The sequence below is a fragment of the Bdellovibrio sp. HCB274 genome (assembly GCF_047306075.1).
Taxonomy (GTDB): Bacteria; Bdellovibrionota; Bdellovibrionia; order Bdellovibrionales; family Bdellovibrionaceae; genus Bdellovibrio.
In genome coordinates this window covers 350,271-367,061 of record NZ_CP178623.1, presented here as the reverse complement: position 1 = coordinate 367,061, position 16,791 = coordinate 350,271, and the positions used below count along the sequence as shown (strand labels likewise).

Below are 16,791 nucleotides of genomic sequence, written 5' to 3'. Positions count from 1 at the left end.
CATCGTGATCAAGTGTGCTACCATATTCCTAGTTAAAGGAAGCAACCTTGAGCACGCACAAAAAGAAAATCCTTACAGGCACAATCAAAAGACATCCAGATGGCTTCGGCTTTTTTATCCCCGAGGATAAAGAGCATCCCGATGTATACATCCCCCGCAATTCCATGGAAGGCGTAATGACCAATGACAAAGTCACGGTCGAAGTCTATCCAGAAAAAGGTGGCGAAAGATTTCGTGGCGAGGTCATTCGCGTAGTTCAACGTGGTACTAAAACTTTCGTGGGTCGCTTTTACCGCTTGAATGATCGCTTGGGTATGCTGCGCGATGAAGGCAAGGGCTGGGGCCAGGATTTAAAAATCAAAATTGAAGATTCAATGAACGCCAAAGACAAGGAACTTGTCGCGGCCGAAGTCATCAGCTATCCCGAGGACGGAAAGTCTTTCACAGGTAAAGTTACTTCAGTCATCGGTAATGCCTTAGATCCTTTGACAGATATAAAACGCGTGATCCTTTCTTCCGGCATTCCTCAGGATTTTTCTAACGAAACTTTAGAGCAAGCAAAACACTATAAAGAAATCCCAGACGAAAAAGACTATAAGGGACGTAAAGACCTGCGCGAGATGTCCTTAATCACTATTGACGGTGCTACGGCAAAAGATTTCGATGATGCTGTTTATGTTGAAACAAATCCCGAAGGATTCCTGTTGTACGTAGCGATTGCAGATGTCAGTCACTATGTGCAGGTGGGCTCCCCGATTGATCGCGACGCTTATGAGCGCGGTACATCCGTTTATTTCCCGAACTTTGTTGTGCCTATGTTACCGGAAGTTCTTAGTAACGGACTTTGTTCTTTGAATCCTCACGTTCCCCGCCTATGCATGGTTGCAGAAATGCAGTTCGATTTTACTGGCGAGATGACACGTTCTGATTTCTACGAAGCGGTTATGGAATCCAAAGCCCGCGTCACCTACGGTGAAGCACAGGAAGTTATCGACGGAAATGGTGCCGAAAAGTTCGATCACGTAAAAGATGGCATTCTAAGACTTGCGGATCTTGCAAAAATTCTGATGGCGAAACGATTCAAGGAAGGCTCTCTGGATCTGGAAATCCCAGAAACCGAACTTGTCATCGACGGAGCTGGAGTTCCGATCGACATTCAAAGATCTGAACGCCTATTTGCCCACAGACTTATCGAAGAAATGATGCTTGCAGCGAACGTGGCTGTAGCCAAGTTCCTGCACGGCAAAAACGTTCCGGCTCTTTACCGTATTCACGAACCACCAAACGAAATGGCAATCCGTACTCTTGAAAAGTACATGGCGACTTTTGGTGGGAAAACGAAATTGGGTCAGGGCAAGCTTCAGAAACGCCTGACAAAGGCTTTGGAAGAGTTTGAAAACCGCCCCGAAGCGCAGATTCTTAATATTCTGACTTTAAGATCCATGAGCCAGGCTAAGTACAGCCCCAACAACGTTGGTCACTTCGGTTTGGGATTTGAGTACTATGCTCACTTCACTTCTCCAATCCGTCGTTACCCTGACTTGATTATCCATCGCTTGCTTAAAACCCAGGTAGTTAAGTCAAATCAGTACCGCTTGATGAGCGAAGACGATCTGGCAAGTGCAGGAACCATTCTTTCCGCAGCCGAGCAACGCTCGACCAAAGCGGAACGTCAGGTTCAGTCCATTAAAAAAGCCCGCTTTATGGAAAAATTCCTGGGTCAGGAATTTGATGGCATGATCAGCTCCGTCGCAAAATTCGGTATTTTCGTGCTATTGCGCGAATACGACATCGACGGCCTGGTTCGTCTGGATGATCTTGGAAATGACAAGTGGGAGTTCGACGAAGAGAACCTTCGTTTGATCGCGAAACGTTCCGGGATGAGTTATAACATCGGCGACAATATCCGCATTCAGGTAGCAGCAGCTGATCCAGAGTTAGGTCAAATTAACTTTGTTAAAGCCGGCATGGAAATCAAAGATGAAATGGATGAGGACTTTGATGATGAAACCGGCGAAGGAAAGTCCCAAGCCGCTCGTTCCGCTGAAAAGTATCTGAATCGCCTGCGCAAAAAAGAGCAGCCTAAAGAATGGCAGGGCGAGGAACGTCGTCGCGGAAATGATCGCCGTGGGAATGACCGTCGCTCCAGTCCAAATGAAAAGGCTTACAGCCTGAAAGAGGACCGTCAGGGACGTAAAGATCAGAAAAATCGTCGTGAAGAGGAACGTGGAGGCGCGAAGTCTTCCAAACCTTCACAGCGTGAGGAAAGAAACCCAAATCAGAAATCCAGATTTTTTGGCGACAAGCGCTCTGATCAAAAAGGCCAGGAAGAAAAGGTACAGAAAGCCCAAAAGGCATTCCAGTTCCGACCTGGCGGTGAAGACCGCAGTGATGATCGCAAAAAAGGACCTGATGAAAGTTTGCTACGCATGATCCTGGGACCTTCGGAATATCGTAAGTCCCAAGGACAGGATTCTGAGGACAAGCCAAAGCTCAGCAAAAAATTGCAATTCGCTGAACAAAGCAAACTTCGCGACAATGACGATAACTCGGAGAAGAATAGTGACAGCCTTAAAAACAGGAAGCCAGATCGGAAAGACACTAAAAAACGCGGCGAGACTTCGAACGATCGTCGGGGTGTTCGCAAGGCACGGGTTTCACAAGGTCGCGGAAAAGGTAAAACTCGGTAAGTTTGTCATTGAACGTCTGAATGCATCCTCCGACATGGAGTCTTACTCTATGCCGGAACGGATGCGCATGAGTTTCGAGGAACTGGGTCCTACTTTCGTAAAATTGGGACAACTTCTTGCCACCCGCCCCGATTTGGTTCCAGAAGCTTACACAAATGAATTTGAAAAGCTTCATGACCGTGTTCAACCCCTGAATTTTGAAATCATCGAAGGCGTCTTAAAGGACGAGTTCGGTGAGCTTCTGTATAAAACGTTTGCCAGCATCAATCCTGAACCTTTGGGCTCTGCCAGCATTGCCCAAGTTCACCGCGCACGTTTAGTGACGGGCGAGGACGTAGTCATCAAGGTTCAACGCCCTGGCATCATTCAAACCATCAATGATGATTTAAATGTATTGTATCTTCTCTCTGAGCTTTTAGAAACTTATGTGCCAGAAAGCCGCCCCTTCAATCCCCAAGCGATCGTGCAGGAATACTTTAAAACCCTGGAGCTTGAAACGGACTTTATTGTCGAAGCGAACAACATTCGTCGCTTTCAAGAGAACTTTAGAAATGATCCCACAATTAAGATTCCCAAAGTCTATCTGGATCTATCCACAGAGCGCGTATTAATCATGGAAGCATTGCCGGGATTCCCTGTTAGTGCTGAGGCGACGATTCGCGAAGGTGTCGATACTCACGAAGTAATTAAGAAGGCCCTGCAAGCCTACCTGCAGATGGTTTTCACCGACGGTCTTTTCCACGGGGATCTGCACGCCGGAAACTTCTTTATTTTGAATGACAACAACATCGGACTGATCGATTTCGGTGTCGTAGGACGCTTGAATAAGCGCACGCAAGCAGCCATTGCGAACATGCTGCTAGCACTCTCCACCGAGGATTATGAGCGCCTTGCATTTGAGTATGTGGATTTGGCGCCCTTCTCTGACCAGGTGAATGTGGATCTATTCGCTAAAGAATTGCGCGAGCTGATCGCACCTTATTACGGTCTGACACTTAAGAACGTGAATCTGGGTAAATTGCTTTTAAGATCTTCGGGAATCGCGGCCAGACATCACATCAAAGTTCCTGTGGAGCTGATGATGTTCTTTAAATCCATCGTTTCCATCGAAGGCATCGGCAGAAAGCTGCACAAGGATTTCGATTTCCTGCAGTACTCTTTGTCGTTTGCTGGCGAACTGGCAAAATCCCAGATGGGCCCAGCCCGTATGATGGATGAGGTCTCCCAGATCGCACGGGAATCCAGAAGCTTTCTAAATGCCCTGCCAAGACAGCTGAATTTCTATTTTCGAAAAATCAACAGCCCTGATCACTCTTTCCGTTTAAAAGTGGCAGAATTGACAGACTTGAAAAAGTCCATCGAGTCTTCTTTCAACTTGTTGTTCTTGGGAGTGATCATTTCATCGTTGATTCTAAGTTCCGCATATATCTCTGTGCACCCCACGGAAAATCACATCGCTGGCATTCCAACGATGAGCTTTGTGGGTTTTGGCCTGGCTATCGGCACCAGCTTCGTCGCTTTTATTAATTACATCAAAAAACCATAGGGACAACGATGCAGCAACTTTACTATGAAATGAGTATTCTGGCGAAAGCGGTGAACTTTAAGAATCTCTCCGCCGCCGCACTACACGTGGGATTAAGTCAGCCGCAGCTGTCCCGTATTATTGCCAAGATTGAAGATGAGCTGAAAATTGTTCTTTTGGATCGATCAGCAAAACGCAAATCCGGATGGACCACTGTCGCTTTCCAACTGGCAGAGATTTTTGAAAAATCCATTCGTCGGCTGGAAACTGAACTTCAAGGTATCAGCAACAACCAAATGGTCGGCGAATTGCATATTGGAACCCTGGAAGGTCTTTCTGATTTTGCGATGAACACCTGCCGTCAATGCTTTGAGCAGGTGGGCGTACAAAAGATCACCCTGGACATTTTTGATCTTAACGAGCTTGAAGCAAACTTCTTGTCCGGAAATCTGGATTTGATTTTCACTTCCAAGTCCCCGGGCCGACAGAAATTCAAATACCTGGCAGAGCTTGGTTTTCAAAAGCTGGAATTGATTGATTCCAATAGCAAATATGCCGTGCTAAGCAGCTTTGAATACGGTCGCGCGAACAAAAAAGAATTAGAACGCTATTCGCACATATTCGTTTCTAACTCCCTGGCTGTGCGCCGTTCCTGGCTGACAGATACGGGAGGTACCGGTCATCTTCCAACAGAGGCCAAAAGAGGCCGCGCTAAAGATGCGGAACCAGTGTTGATGATTGGTTCTGAACTTTTAAACCCAGTGCTTTGGGAAAATATCACAGAAGCAATTAGCGAATAAAAAAAGAGGATCTGATTTCAGATCCTCTTTTTATTTTTAAACTCTGCAACTCTCTTAGTGTGGAGTTGGAGGTTCGATCACTTCACCACCGTTTTCGGAGATGTAAAGGTGATCAAGACCCAATGTCACGCCCAAGCCACCGTTTAGCTTGATAGACATGTTCATAGCAAGTTGTGGCCAGCCCACTTTCACTGCACGGAATGAACCCGCACCGATGATCACAGCAGCATCGCCGTTAACCGCTAGGTATTTACCCAACAATACATCTGGATCAGAGTTGAACAAGCTGATTTCGCCACCAACGCCGTGGAATTTCAACCAGCCCAAGCCCACTTGAGGTCCGATGCATTTTGCGCCCATTGTGATTTTCACAGGACGGCTCCATTTAGTACCGTTGAAGCTTGTACACTTCATTGTACCGTATGCAGTTGTTTTAAATTTCCCTGCAATAATTTTGATACCTTTAGACACACCTTTGAAGTGCAAACCGCACACCCATGTGCGACCGCCTTGCATAGACATATCACCATTCATTGATGACATATCAGTTGTTTCCGCTTGAGCCCAAACACCGGCCAAACCCACAGCCATAATAACGAGCAGCTTCTTCATGAATCTCTCCTTCTATTCCTTAATTGGAAGTCCTTTTTTTTGGTAACTCTTATTCGGAACCAGATAGGACTGGGACGCAAGTCGATGAACGCCCCTCGGATGAAAGACATGAAAAAGGCGACATTTCTGCCGCCTTTCAATGTTGCTTAAAACTGGACTGATATTTATCGTTGAGCAGCCACAAATTTATTTATGACGTCTGCCACTTCAGCAGACTCATTGATTACACGCTGACTGATTGCCACGTTCTCAATGAAATATCCAAAAGCCCTGATATTTTGAGTGTGACCCAAAATTGGTGTGACGTTTTGCAGGTTATACTTGGAATTTTGGTAAGCAGCGCTCTGAAATAAGTCGGTATAGTCGATATCCGCTCGTTTGCGCAAAGCCCATTCGCGGGCGGGCTGGGCCACATGGCAACTTACACAATCCATATTTTCAGCATGGAAGTTTCTTGGGTTTTCAATGCGATAAGCAGCAAGGACTTCTTTGCGGATCAACTCTTCACTGCCTGTTTGAAGATTCGCGGAATTCACCACGATCTTATTCATTGAATCGTCTCCCTCTGGAGCCGGGGAAATCATGCCCTGGTCAAAATGATCAGCTGGAACGGCACGATTGATAAATGCCTGAGCCATACGATCAGTGCGGTGAATACGGAACATTTGCAGTTTTCCGTTTTTAACATCAAAGCCACCGAAAGCCCACATGTCGCCTGCACCACGCAGAACCATCGCCGTCACGCGGGAAAGATTTTTCAATCCGGCATACTTTAAAATGATGTTATTAAAATCAGTAATTGATGAATGGTTTTCCTGAACGTGTGCCCATACCGGATGAACCTGCAAAGGCAAACCCGTGGTATTCATTTGGTATTTGAATTTCCAAGCCTGAAGGTCATTCAACAACGCGATGAATTCCTCATCCGTCAGAATATAAAAAGCATGAAGAGCTGCATCCACTGTTTGTGCTTTAAAGCGCCCTTCTTCCAAAGGCTGCCACACTAAACGCAATTGGCGCTGGCAACTCATCGGGGTCGGCAACGGGAAGCATGGATCAATACGCATAGCCACCACACGCAGAGCTTCGTTTGTTTGATCAGGTGTCATGACCGGTGAAAGTGGTGGAATAGTATCCATAAAGCGAGCTGGCAAAATCGGACCGCCAACGCCCACGGATTTAATATTTAATAGTTGATCTTGCCCCACCTTACGCGGCAATGGGAACAGGTACGAAACGTCGTTCAAATCCCAAGCCCCTAGGGCTGAAAAAGAAATCAGGCAGCTAAGCAAAAATGGCACTATCTTGTTCATGGCTCTAAATTCCAGTTTTAAGAGCCTGAATCAACCACAAAATGGCCTTAAATGCGCAATTTGGCGTCTTGAAAATCAATTGAAACAAAAAACAAACCCCCGAGTGGCTTTTACCACCGGGGGTTGAACGCTTAGCATTCTTTATTTTAGGTCATTAGCCCAAAAGCTTCAGTGCCAGATTCTGGGACTGATTGGCTTGGCCAAGTACAGACACACCTGCTTGCAACAAGATGTTATTTCTTGTCATCTCAGAAGTCTCTGCTGCGACGTCAGTGTCTCTGATTCGCGAGTTCGCTGCTGACAAGTTTTCATCTGCGATCAACAAGTTATTGGATGTTGATACCAGACGATTTTGTAGCGCACCGAAGTTCGCACGAATCGCATTCACCGAAGTCAAAGCGTTATCGATCAAGCTCAAGCTCGTTTGAGCACCCTCTTTGGTACCAACAGACTCTGCCGTCAATCCCAAGGAGTCCAGTGAGGAGTTCGCCGCACCGGCGTTGAAGCTAATACGATCCTGGAATGGATCATTGTTAACACCAACTTGAATATCGATCATTCCGCCTGTTCCATTCAGAAGTTCGTATCCGTTGAATTTCGTCGACTCAGTTACACGCTGAATCTCGGACTTCAATTGTTGATACTCAACATCCAGGAACTTTCTTTCTGTTTCACCGATAGTGTCAGAAGCTGCCTGCACACCCAACTCTCTTAAGCGGATAAGCATGTTAGAAACTTCGTTCAAGCTACCTTCTGCAACCTGTACTAGAGAGATACCATCATTGGCATTTCTGTTCGCTTGGCGCAGACCACGAATTTGGCCTTTTAAATTTTCTGAAATCGCAAGTCCCGCGGCATCGTCAGCAGCTTGATTGATTCTTTGACCAGAAGCCAATCTTGCCATTGATTTATCTGCGTTAATTCGTGTCATGTAGAGGTTTTTTTGTGCATTCAATGCTGACACGTTTGTACCAATTCTTAATCCCATTCTATCCTCCGTGCATAATGTTTCTTCCTCCGTGAAGTGCTGCCATCCATTGGCAAAAGGCGCGATCCGTGCACCTGTTAAATTAATAAATCGTCGGCTTGCGATAGAAGCTGACGCTTAACTTATCGGAAACCTAATGAAACATCTCGAGTCCAGTTTCTCTAAAAATTTTTATTTTTATTTAAAAGGATTTTTTTCAAAATAACGAGTGTGCAAGGCACACGAGAAGAACGAAGAATGCACGACAAAGAACGTCGTAACAACATCAACGGAAAAGAACTCCGCTAATCAAGAAAAAACCAGGAGTAAAACTCCCCGCCCCAAATCCATTTTCCATTCTCGAATTTCGATTTTCGAGAAATGTGGTACCCCACATTATCGGGAACTTGGAAATGTGGTACCCCACATTTCTGTGGGGCCACGTCGCAGGAAACAGATCAATTATCAGCTCATAAATAGAGCTTCGGGCTTGTATACACTCGGAACCACCACCGCAGTGGTGATTCTCTTGAGGGTGATCTTGATCATTGAAGATAAGATCGGGAACCGTAATCTTTTCGGAAGTCTGAGTCTAGGCTCCGACATTGCTGTCAGAGCTCGTCAAACTTATGAGAAAGATTTGTTCAAGAGTCCAAGTGCTGTATTAGCTTGTTGGTTCGCTTGTGCTAGTACGCTAGTACCTGCTTGCAACAAGATATTATTTCTAGTCATTTCAGATGTCTCTTCAGCTACATCCACATCTCTGATACGAGAGTTAGCGGCTGACATATTCTCAACTGAAACCTGGATATTGGATACAGTTGATTGTAGACGATTTTGGATCGCACCGAAGTCTGCTCTCATCGCAGAAACACTCACGATCGCTTGGTCGATTGCTGCCAGAGCATTTTGTGCTGAAGCTTTATCTGCAACTGACGTCAAGTTTACACCAAGTGCTGCAGAGTTAGCGTCTGCTTTTGATGCGTCGAAAGAGATACGGTCGATTTCAGGATTATTTCTAGTACCTACTTGGAAGTCCAAGATGGAACCAACACCCGCCAAAAGTTGAGTTCCGTTGAACTCTGTACCTTCTGCGATACGGTCGATCTCAGATACCAATTGATCATACTCCACATTCAGGAACTGACGCTCAGTCGGTCCGACCGTGTCAGAAGCTGCTTGTACAGACAATTCTCTTAGACGAATCAAGATCCCAGAGATCTCATTCATCGAACCCTCAGCCACTTGGACCAGGGAGATACCGTCTTGAGCATTTCGTGATGCTTGTTTTAGACCGCGAACCTGAGCTTTCAAATTCTCAGAGATCGCTAGGCCGGCTGCATCGTCACCAGCGCGGTTGATACGGAATCCTGATGCAAGCTTTTCCATGCTCTTATCAAGACCAATCTTCGTGCCCCACAGAACTCTCTGTGCATTCAACGAAGCTGTGTTCGTGTTAATTCTCAAACCCATAATTCCTCCTCCTTGAAGATTTACCGAGTTTCGATCCTTGAAACTCGAGGCACCTTACTGATGCCGTTGGGTAGTTCATCTCTCCCCTTACTGATCGGTGTGTCTCAAAATTCCTAAAGTGATACGTCTCAAAAAAGTGCAAAACTGGGCTAAAGAGCAGGTCAACAAAGAGCATGATGCGGCATAACTTATTGAAATTACTACATATCAGCAATACGAGTTTCTGTATCTAGACCTTGGGAAAACGTCTCACGACTAGGGCTAGTGTCCCCGCCCCCGGCTCTTAAACCCAGGTTTTCCGGGCGTTGACAGCCCCCTTTTCCCACCACATATATAGACATCACGATTTGGGGAGGTTTTTAGTGGAAATCAGAGATCCTATTCACGGTTCAATCTATTATGCAGAGCCAGAAGTAGCCATCTTAGACACTGCTGAATACCAGCGTTTGCGTGCGATCAAACAACTTGGTTTTTCCGAGATGAGTTTCCCGGGTGCCACACACAATCGCTACCTGCACTCTGTCGGTGTTGCGCACATGGTGGGAAGAGTTTTTGATTCTATCTTCCGCATTTATCCATTCTCTAAACCTTCTGTGAAAACTCGTTTGCGCCAAACAGTTCGCCTGGCAGCTTTGCTGCACGATGTGGGTCACGGTCCGCTTTCTCATACGACTGAAACGGTGATGCCGAATTTGTCGGAGCTTAAAATCAAACTTTATGATGAGGAGCTTAAGTACGGCGATGCTGCTCACACGGTGATGTATAAAAATCGCCGTGCGAACCATGAAGACTATACGATCAAGTACGTTACGGATTCCAATATCTCTGAATCGATTGAAAAGAACTTTAGCGACATTGCTCCGATTTATATCGCATGCCTGATCGATAAAGCCCTTCACTGTCCTGACGATTTCTTTATCGATAGCGGTGTGGACTTCCGCCCTATCCTATCGCAATTGGTTTCCAGCGAGATCGATGCAGATCGTATGGACTACTTGGAACGCGATTCTTATTTCTGCGGAACGAATTACGGTAAGATCGACTCCCACTGGTTGATTCAAAATATGACCTTCCACCGCGTGGAAGATAAATTGTATTTGGCCTTAAACCGACGTGCGCTTTATTCCTTCGATGACTTTTTGATTTCCCGTCACCACATGCATTTGATGGTTTACGGTCATCACAAGTCGATCATCTATGAGGAAATGCTGAATCGCTATCTGACATCTCCAGATTGCACATTCCAACTACCTGGCGATATCAACGAATACACTTTGTACAATGACTATCGCCTGCATGAGCATTTGCGTTCAGCAACGAATCCATGGGCGCAAAGAATTGCACAACGTCGTCCATTTAAGGTTTTGTTGGAGCAGCATAACACGACAGAGTCTGATCGTCCTGAGCTGGTGAAAAAGGCCCTTGAAAAAGAAGGTCTAGAAGTTATCTGGGCGAGCTCCCATGCTCGTTTATCAAAATACCATTCGGCATCTCCAGAAGAGCGCGCATCGCAAATCTTCGTGGTCGATCAATTGGATCCTTGGAGCCACCCGACTCCAATCAATCAATCGACAGAGATCTTCCGCCGTTACGAAGGCACACGTATCATTGACCGCCTATATGTAGCGCCTGAAGAGTTCGAACGCGCCGACAAAGTTCTGCGTAATATTAAGATCTAAGATTTTGCGGGGAGGAGTGCTTCGATGTGGCGGTCTTCGGCTTCGGCCCATGCTTTTAGGTGGGCTGGCATTTCGGGTTTTTGCAATGGAATCCCCAAGGCACCGAGTAGTTCTTCGGTGGAAACCAAACCGCCCGTTTTTTTCAAGAATCTCGCACGAATCATTCCCCAGGCTACGGGCTCACCTTTAACAAGGAACTTGTGCTCGATATAAGTGTACTTGTCGTCCCAATGCGCCAGTCTGGTGGAGATCTGAAACTTTTGAAATGGCTTTATGGATTTCTTAAAGCGCATGCGCTCAGCGACGACGACAGGATACCATCCGTTTGCTGAAAACTTAGGTGCTGCTCCCATACGAATCATGTAGTCGATTCGGGCCAAATCCTGCATCGAAAAATAAACGCCGTTGTTAATATGCCCCAGCACATCACAATCCGTTGGCCAGCAACGGTATGGTGTTAAACACTCATCCAAAGCGCCTACGTGTGAACGAAAGCGCGAGAACAAAAGTGTATAAATAAGACGGAAAAATAGATTCATCGAAACACCGGCTTAGGAAAGGGAGAACGTCTGACCATTCATAGTGGCGCCCATAGGGCTTACCAGGAATGCAACGGTCTGGGAGATCTTGTCGGCCTCGGTAATTTTCAATGAAGGATCAATTAGTTTCATCTTTTCCATCGCTTCTTTGATGGATTTAGATTCAGGGTCGTGAGCCAGGATGTATTCCTCGGTCAAAGCCACTCTTAAAGTGTTAACCGTCACGTTGAATTCAGAAGTTTGTTTCGCCAACGCTTCTGCAAAGCCGACAAGTCCTGTACGCGCAGCTTTTGCTAAAACGTCTTCTTTGATCTTAGCAACCGGTGAATCATTTAACATGAAAATGATACGGCCTTTTTTGCGACTCTTAAGATAACCCAATACGGCTTGAGTGATCATCAACGGCAATTTCAAATGGCGATCCAACATTTCGTCGACAGAATCAATTCCTCCGTCCAAACGGATCGGCGTCGGTTTCTGAATCATGTTGGCATCAATAAAAATATCCAGGCCACCAAACGTTGTTGCAGCTTTACCGACAGCATCTTTGATTTGCTCTGCAGTTTTAAGTTCAGTTTGAATAGCCATGGCGCGACCGTACTTGTCGCTGATCTCGCGGGCATCATTGATTTGGTTAATGAACGGAGAAGCCACAGTTTTATCTGGATCCAGAATCACGCAATCAGCACCCATACGAGTCAGATTCATTACGATGCTGGAAAGTGTAGATGTCATGGGCCCTGCGATTAAAGCCACTCTTTGATGTAAATTAAGACTGTTTTCCATTAGCTACCCAATTTCTGTCGTACTAAGTAAGTGAGTTCCAAACTTTTTGGAGCGCCGCACCCCCAAAAGGTACGGCGTACCTTTTAGATTTTTTCGATGATGATGGCGATACCTTGACCGCCGCCAATGCAGGCAGAGCCCAAAGCGTACTTAGCATTGCGACGATGAAGTTCGTATACAAGGTGATTCATGATACGTGTACCAGATGCGCCCAGTGGATGACCTACAGCGATAGCGCCACCGTTGACGTTGGTTTTTGCTGGATCTAGACCCAACTCTTTTTCCACTGCCAGGTATTGTGCGGCGAAAGCCTCATTCACTTCAACCAGATCCATTTGCTCCAGTTTCAAACCCGCTTTTTCAAGCGCTTTGCGTGCGGCACCTGCAGGACCGATACCCATGATGCTTGGTTCGCAGCCGACAGAAGCGTAACTTACGATACGAGCCATCGGTTTTAGGCCAAGTTCTTTGGCTTTAGATTCACTCATCAATAGTGAGCAAACAGCACCGTCCACGATTCCAGATGCACCGGCTGCAGTCACGATGCCGTCTTTTTTAAAGACTGGCTTCATTGTCGCCAGCTTTTCCAAAGTGGAATCTGGTTTTGGGTGTTCATCTTTATCCACCACCACAGTGCCCTTGCGGGTTTCGATAGTGACGGGAGCTATCTCTTCCGCAAAGTAGCCTTTCTCAAAAGCTGCCTTATAACGAGTTTGCGATTGGATAGAGTATTTATCCGCCATTTCGCGAGTGATGTTGTATTTTACTGCCAGGTTTTCAGCAGTGATCGCCATCGGTGTGCCGGAATAAGAATCCGTTAGGGCCGAATTCATCATGTCTTCAAGTTCGAAGTTACCCATGCGCATACCATCAAAGCGAACCTTTCTGGCAACGTAAGGAATTTGCGACATTTGCTCTACACCACCAGCAAGAACTGCTGTGGCTTCACCAGTTTGAATCATTTGAACGGCATTCACCCATGCCTGGAAACCGCTGCCACACAGACGATTTACACCAAGCGCTCCCACTTCAACAGGCACGCCGGATTTCAAACCGATGTGACGAGGAAGGTAAATTGCGTCGGGAGCTGATTGAATAACGTTGCCGAAAACAACGTGATCGATTTTGTCAGGAGAAACTTTTGCGGCTTCAAGAGTTGCTTTTGCAGCGACCACACCAAGCTCAGTTCCAGAGACATCTTTAAGAGTTCCGCCAAAGGCGCCGAAGGGAGTTCTTTTACCAGAGATAAATACGATTTTTTCCATGGAATAAGCGTAGACTTATTACCACCGCCAAGCAAGACCAATCATAGCCAGACTGTCCCGTCTTGTTCCCTTATGACTGAGGATAAGATCTTTATTTTCGAAGACTTTTTCTTTTACTTGAACTTCGGTCTCAGAGGCAGCCGCGCGATAATTGACGGCCGCATTTAACCAACCTTTATATTCCATTTTCGCCAGAGCCTGGAAAGCCTCAACACGGAAGGAGAATTTATGAGAAATGCCCTGCTCTGTGGAAGCTGGAACAACGACGTCAGTTTTTAGTGTTTCTTGAGTTTCCTGAACGACTCGACCTAATAGACTTTCCTGTACGACATCGGAATTAAACCATAGGTTAAACGATCGATCGGCGATTTTGCCCATCATAGAAGAGGTTGTTTCTGAATCCAAACTATCAGTAGGGATAACCTTTTTAACGTCTTCTTGGGTGATTTTGGGAGTGACGTTATCCACGGGAATTGTCAGCTTTTTCGTGGTTGAAAGATCAACCCCGGCCATGCACTTTCCAGCGCACAACAAAGTAGAGACAAAAAATAGAATGGACCAAATAAAACCCATAACTAAGTTCCTATACAAATAGCGTTCCACTTTTAGACCGCAAAGTCCTCTTTAATTTGATCTGAAATGCAAATAACAAGGAGACCTTACGAACCCCGTGAAAAAGGTGCCTTTTGTCGCATCAGTTGTCGTCATTGTGACACCAGTCTTCAGTTTTGTTTCAACCTGGGACGGGTTTTGCACCAGGCTCTTTGGTCTGACTTTCTAGCCGGCCAAGTTCGCCACTCCGCCAAGTGTTTTCAACGGGTTACCGTTAAACACCAGATGGAATGTTGCGGAAATTGACCGACAAAAAACGTTAGTCGTTGATTTGTTCGACATGAAGTACAGGAGATGCGTTGTATGACTAAATTGAACGTAAAAAAATGCGCGTTGAGCGCCGTTCTTTCCATCGGCTTTCTGACCCCACAGTTGCCGCATCAGGTTTTTGCGAATACCGCACCATCCTCATTTCCGATTGATCTATTTGATATCGGAGATTCGAACTCGACAACGACGACGAATGATCAAAAAGGTAATAGTAATAGCATTAGCAATGGCAACCAGGGTGGCAAAGGCAATCAAGGTTCCACCACTCGTCCGCGCCCGCAAACTCAAAACGGCAATCAGGGAAATCAAGGTGGTAATCAGGGTAGCAACAAACCCAACTCCTCTTCACAAAATTCGATGAAAGCCGTTAAGGTTCCTGCCGAATTTAGCTGTAATTTATTTGAAAGCACTTCCACGGCAGCACTCAATCAAGCGCTGACTGATATGACCAACGAAATTCGCAGCAAAGGTCAATGTACTACTGATGGCTCTGCAGACCGTTTGCAAAAAGATACTGAATCTATTCGTAAGAACGTTTCGACTCTGCAAAAAATGATGAATTCCAAATCTGTGGCAGAAGTCGACTACCAGCAGCTGTCTAATGCAATGACTGATACGATGACGGCAACGACTTCTATCGGGGACATGCTAAGCAATAATTCCTTTTTGAACTCAACTTGTGGTCGCGACTCTATGCAAAGTGGTAAAGCACTCCTTGCATTCAATCAATTGATCGACGGATTGGCGCCGATGGCGTTGTTCGCAGTTTCCTTGAATCCTACTCTGGCTCCGGCTTTGCCATTCGTAATCGGTGGAGCGGTGGCTACTAAAGGCATCACCGCACTTACACAAATGTTCCAACAAGAACAAATCGACATGACTAAGAAAGACAACCGCTTAGCGGTGTTTCAAAATACGTGTCAGTACATCAAGATCGTAAAGAAAGTTCGCTTCCTGCAATTGACTGCGGATCGCAACTTCACTGAGTTCAATACTTCATTGCAGAATGAATTCCCTTTGTATAAGGCAAGCCTGGCCAACAAAATTCCAACATCAGAATTTTCCACAAATGTTCAGTCCAAGTACGAAAAAGTAAAAAAGCAGTACATTTTGGATATGTCTAATTTCAGAAACTTCGAAATCAGCTTTAACCGCGAAGCGGCCGAAGATGATGAAATGGCGATTTGCAGCTTTGGTCAAACAGCCATCCGCCAAATTAAACAGAATCAGCAAAAGCTTAAAGAGGGCGAGCAAAACCCTAACTTCACAAAGTCCGTCTTTCCTGATTCCGTATTTCAGAACTTGAAAGCCGCACTAAGTCTGGATACGACTCGCCAGATTCAACCGGTGAATGCGGATGCCCGTATCAATACGGTTGAGTACTATAAAAACGAGATCGAAAAATCCAGCATTCGTAACACCAGCGATATCCGTATTTGTGCGCAAAACACGAAATCATGGTTTAACAATATCAAAAAGACTTTGGCAGAGATCGACCAGATCGTGACAGAAGGTCCGCGCGATGCTTCCAATGGTGGCGGCGTGGTTATCGGTAAGACAGAGCAGGATAAAGCGATTGAAGAAGGTGCAACTTTCCGCCGTGTTAAACGTGCCTTGGAAGAAATCGCGAAAGATGACTCTGTTATCAATCGTTCCAACTTCTCCCAGGACGTGGCTGATTTGAAAGCCGGTCTTTTCGGCGGCAGAAACAACAAGAATCCTCCGGTTCTGTCTTGGATCGATCATACAATGTCGGTTTATGATATCTCGATCAGCAACTTCCAAAAAGGTATTAAAAACCTTCAGATGATGGCGATGGTTGTGACTGAGTCTGGTTCAAAAATCAGAAAGCACATCAGCCAGGTGACTGAAAAAGATATGATGTTCGATGCAATCAAGTACAGAGATGACAAAAAGATCGCAGATGCTTTGTCCAACTTGATTCCGTCAAACAAGTATATCGATGCTGACAGAAAAGAAGCAATCTGCTCGACTTTAAGAACGACGTATTTCTATGCGATCGACGCCAGAGACCACTTGTCTACGGTTCAAATTATGTGTGACATGATCTCGGGCGTGATTGATACATCTATGGACGGGAAAATTATCAAGGTCTGCAAAGGTGATCTGTTGATTCGCGGAACGACGCCGATCTTGCAAAAAACTCAGAAAGATCTGGCTTCTTTCGAAGCCCAGGCATTGAAAGTTCAAGATCGCTTGAAACAACTTCGCTGCCCGGTTTATCAGTAATTTATAAAGG

Annotated in this window: 13 protein-coding genes; 5 read left to right on the top strand and 8 right to left on the bottom strand. The window is 45.8% G+C overall.

All coding sequences use genetic code 11. From position 1 onward, the window contains the following. Positions 1-47 precede the first annotated feature (47 nt). The 3 genes from rnr to ACLWNV_RS01845 are packed head-to-tail and all read left to right on the top strand — an operon-like array spanning position 48 to position 5,015. The gene (gene rnr / locus ACLWNV_RS01855; protein WP_413586203.1) at positions 48-2,690 is read left to right on the top strand and encodes a ribonuclease R; all 2,643 of its coding nucleotides are present in this window, start codon (positions 48-50) and stop codon (positions 2,688-2,690) included. 49 nt (positions 2,691-2,739) lie between these two features. After that, entirely contained in the window at positions 2,740-4,236 is a 1,497-nt protein-coding gene (locus ACLWNV_RS01850) for an ABC1 kinase family protein (protein ID WP_413586202.1), read from the top strand. An 8-nt stretch (positions 4,237-4,244) separates the two neighbouring features. Next, a complete protein-coding gene (locus tag ACLWNV_RS01845; protein WP_413586201.1) occupies positions 4,245-5,015 on the top strand; it encodes a LysR family transcriptional regulator in 771 nt (256 codons plus the stop codon). Positions 5,016-5,069: 54 nt separating this feature from the next. Here ACLWNV_RS01845 and ACLWNV_RS01840 read toward each other — a convergent pair whose 3' ends face one another. The 4 genes from ACLWNV_RS01840 to ACLWNV_RS01825 all read right to left on the bottom strand — a co-directional run bounded on the left by ACLWNV_RS01840 (position 5,070) and on the right by ACLWNV_RS01825 (position 9,380). Beyond that, a complete protein-coding gene (locus ACLWNV_RS01840) occupies positions 5,070-5,627 on the bottom strand; it encodes a hypothetical protein (protein ID WP_413586200.1) in 558 nt (185 codons plus the stop codon). A gap of 164 nt (positions 5,628-5,791) precedes the next feature. Then, the gene (locus tag ACLWNV_RS01835; RefSeq protein WP_413586199.1) at positions 5,792-6,940 is read right to left on the bottom strand and encodes a hypothetical protein; all 1,149 of its coding nucleotides are present in this window, start codon (positions 6,938-6,940) and stop codon (positions 5,792-5,794) included. Between the two features lie 154 nt (positions 6,941-7,094). After that, positions 7,095-7,928 carry a flagellin gene (locus ACLWNV_RS01830; RefSeq protein ID WP_340598531.1) on the bottom strand — a complete coding sequence of 278 codons (834 nt, stop codon included), beginning with the start codon at positions 7,926-7,928 and terminating at the stop codon, positions 7,095-7,097. Between the two features lie 606 nt (positions 7,929-8,534). Continuing rightward, positions 8,535-9,380, bottom strand: a complete 846-nt coding sequence (locus ACLWNV_RS01825; RefSeq protein WP_413586197.1) for a flagellin — start codon at positions 9,378-9,380, stop codon at positions 8,535-8,537. A gap of 362 nt (positions 9,381-9,742) precedes the next feature. Here ACLWNV_RS01825 and ACLWNV_RS01820 point away from each other — a divergent pair, with 362 nt between their 5' ends. Next, on the top strand, positions 9,743-11,059 hold the full coding sequence (locus ACLWNV_RS01820) for an HD domain-containing protein (protein WP_413586196.1): 1,317 nt from the start codon (positions 9,743-9,745) through the stop codon (positions 11,057-11,059). Here ACLWNV_RS01820 and ACLWNV_RS01815 read toward each other — a convergent pair. From ACLWNV_RS01815 to ACLWNV_RS01800, 4 genes are all read right to left on the bottom strand, one after another. Further along, on the bottom strand, positions 11,056-11,598 hold the full coding sequence (locus tag ACLWNV_RS01815; RefSeq protein ID WP_413586195.1) for an acyl-CoA thioesterase: 543 nt from the start codon (positions 11,596-11,598) through the stop codon (positions 11,056-11,058). The two genes, ACLWNV_RS01820 and ACLWNV_RS01815, sit on opposite strands and share 4 nt — an antisense overlap. A gap of 12 nt (positions 11,599-11,610) precedes the next feature. Beyond that, positions 11,611-12,384, bottom strand: coding sequence for an SDR family oxidoreductase (locus ACLWNV_RS01810; RefSeq protein ID WP_413586194.1), 774 nt, complete (start codon positions 12,382-12,384; stop codon positions 11,611-11,613). Positions 12,385-12,467: 83 nt separating this feature from the next. Further along, a complete protein-coding gene (locus ACLWNV_RS01805) occupies positions 12,468-13,649 on the bottom strand; it encodes an acetyl-CoA C-acetyltransferase (protein WP_413586193.1) in 1,182 nt (393 codons plus the stop codon). Positions 13,650-13,667: 18 nt separating this feature from the next. Next, positions 13,668-14,222, bottom strand: coding sequence for a hypothetical protein (locus ACLWNV_RS01800; RefSeq protein ID WP_413586192.1), 555 nt, complete (start codon positions 14,220-14,222; stop codon positions 13,668-13,670). 342 nt (positions 14,223-14,564) lie between these two features. Here ACLWNV_RS01800 and ACLWNV_RS01795 point away from each other — a divergent pair, with 342 nt between their 5' ends. Continuing rightward, entirely contained in the window at positions 14,565-16,781 is a 2,217-nt protein-coding gene (locus tag ACLWNV_RS01795) for a hypothetical protein (protein WP_413586191.1), read from the top strand. Positions 16,782-16,791: the final 10 nt, after the last annotated feature.

What these genes read in the sequence shown, in the direction of transcription:
- ACLWNV_RS01850 (WP_413586202.1), top strand. Translation starts at nt 2,740, where the DNA reads ATGCCGGAACGGATGCGCATGAGTTTCGAGGAACTGGGTCCTACTTTC.
- ACLWNV_RS01845 (WP_413586201.1), top strand. Translation starts at nt 4,245, where the DNA reads ATGCAGCAACTTTACTATGAAATGAGTATTCTGGCGAAAGCGGTGAAC.
- ACLWNV_RS01840 (WP_413586200.1), bottom strand. Translation starts at nt 5,627, where the DNA reads ATGAAGAAGCTGCTCGTTATTATGGCTGTGGGTTTGGCCGGTGTTTGG.
- ACLWNV_RS01835 (WP_413586199.1), bottom strand. Translation starts at nt 6,940, where the DNA reads ATGAACAAGATAGTGCCATTTTTGCTTAGCTGCCTGATTTCTTTTTCA.
- ACLWNV_RS01830 (WP_340598531.1), bottom strand. Translation starts at nt 7,928, where the DNA reads ATGGGATTAAGAATTGGTACAAACGTGTCAGCATTGAATGCACAAAAA.
- ACLWNV_RS01825 (WP_413586197.1), bottom strand. Translation starts at nt 9,380, where the DNA reads ATGGGTTTGAGAATTAACACGAACACAGCTTCGTTGAATGCACAGAGA.
- ACLWNV_RS01815 (WP_413586195.1), bottom strand. Translation starts at nt 11,598, where the DNA reads ATGAATCTATTTTTCCGTCTTATTTATACACTTTTGTTCTCGCGCTTT.
- ACLWNV_RS01810 (WP_413586194.1), bottom strand. Translation starts at nt 12,384, where the DNA reads ATGGAAAACAGTCTTAATTTACATCAAAGAGTGGCTTTAATCGCAGGG.
- ACLWNV_RS01805 (WP_413586193.1), bottom strand. Translation starts at nt 13,649, where the DNA reads ATGGAAAAAATCGTATTTATCTCTGGTAAAAGAACTCCCTTCGGCGCC.
- ACLWNV_RS01800 (WP_413586192.1), bottom strand. Translation starts at nt 14,222, where the DNA reads ATGGGTTTTATTTGGTCCATTCTATTTTTTGTCTCTACTTTGTTGTGC.
- ACLWNV_RS01795 (WP_413586191.1), top strand. Translation starts at nt 14,565, where the DNA reads ATGACTAAATTGAACGTAAAAAAATGCGCGTTGAGCGCCGTTCTTTCC.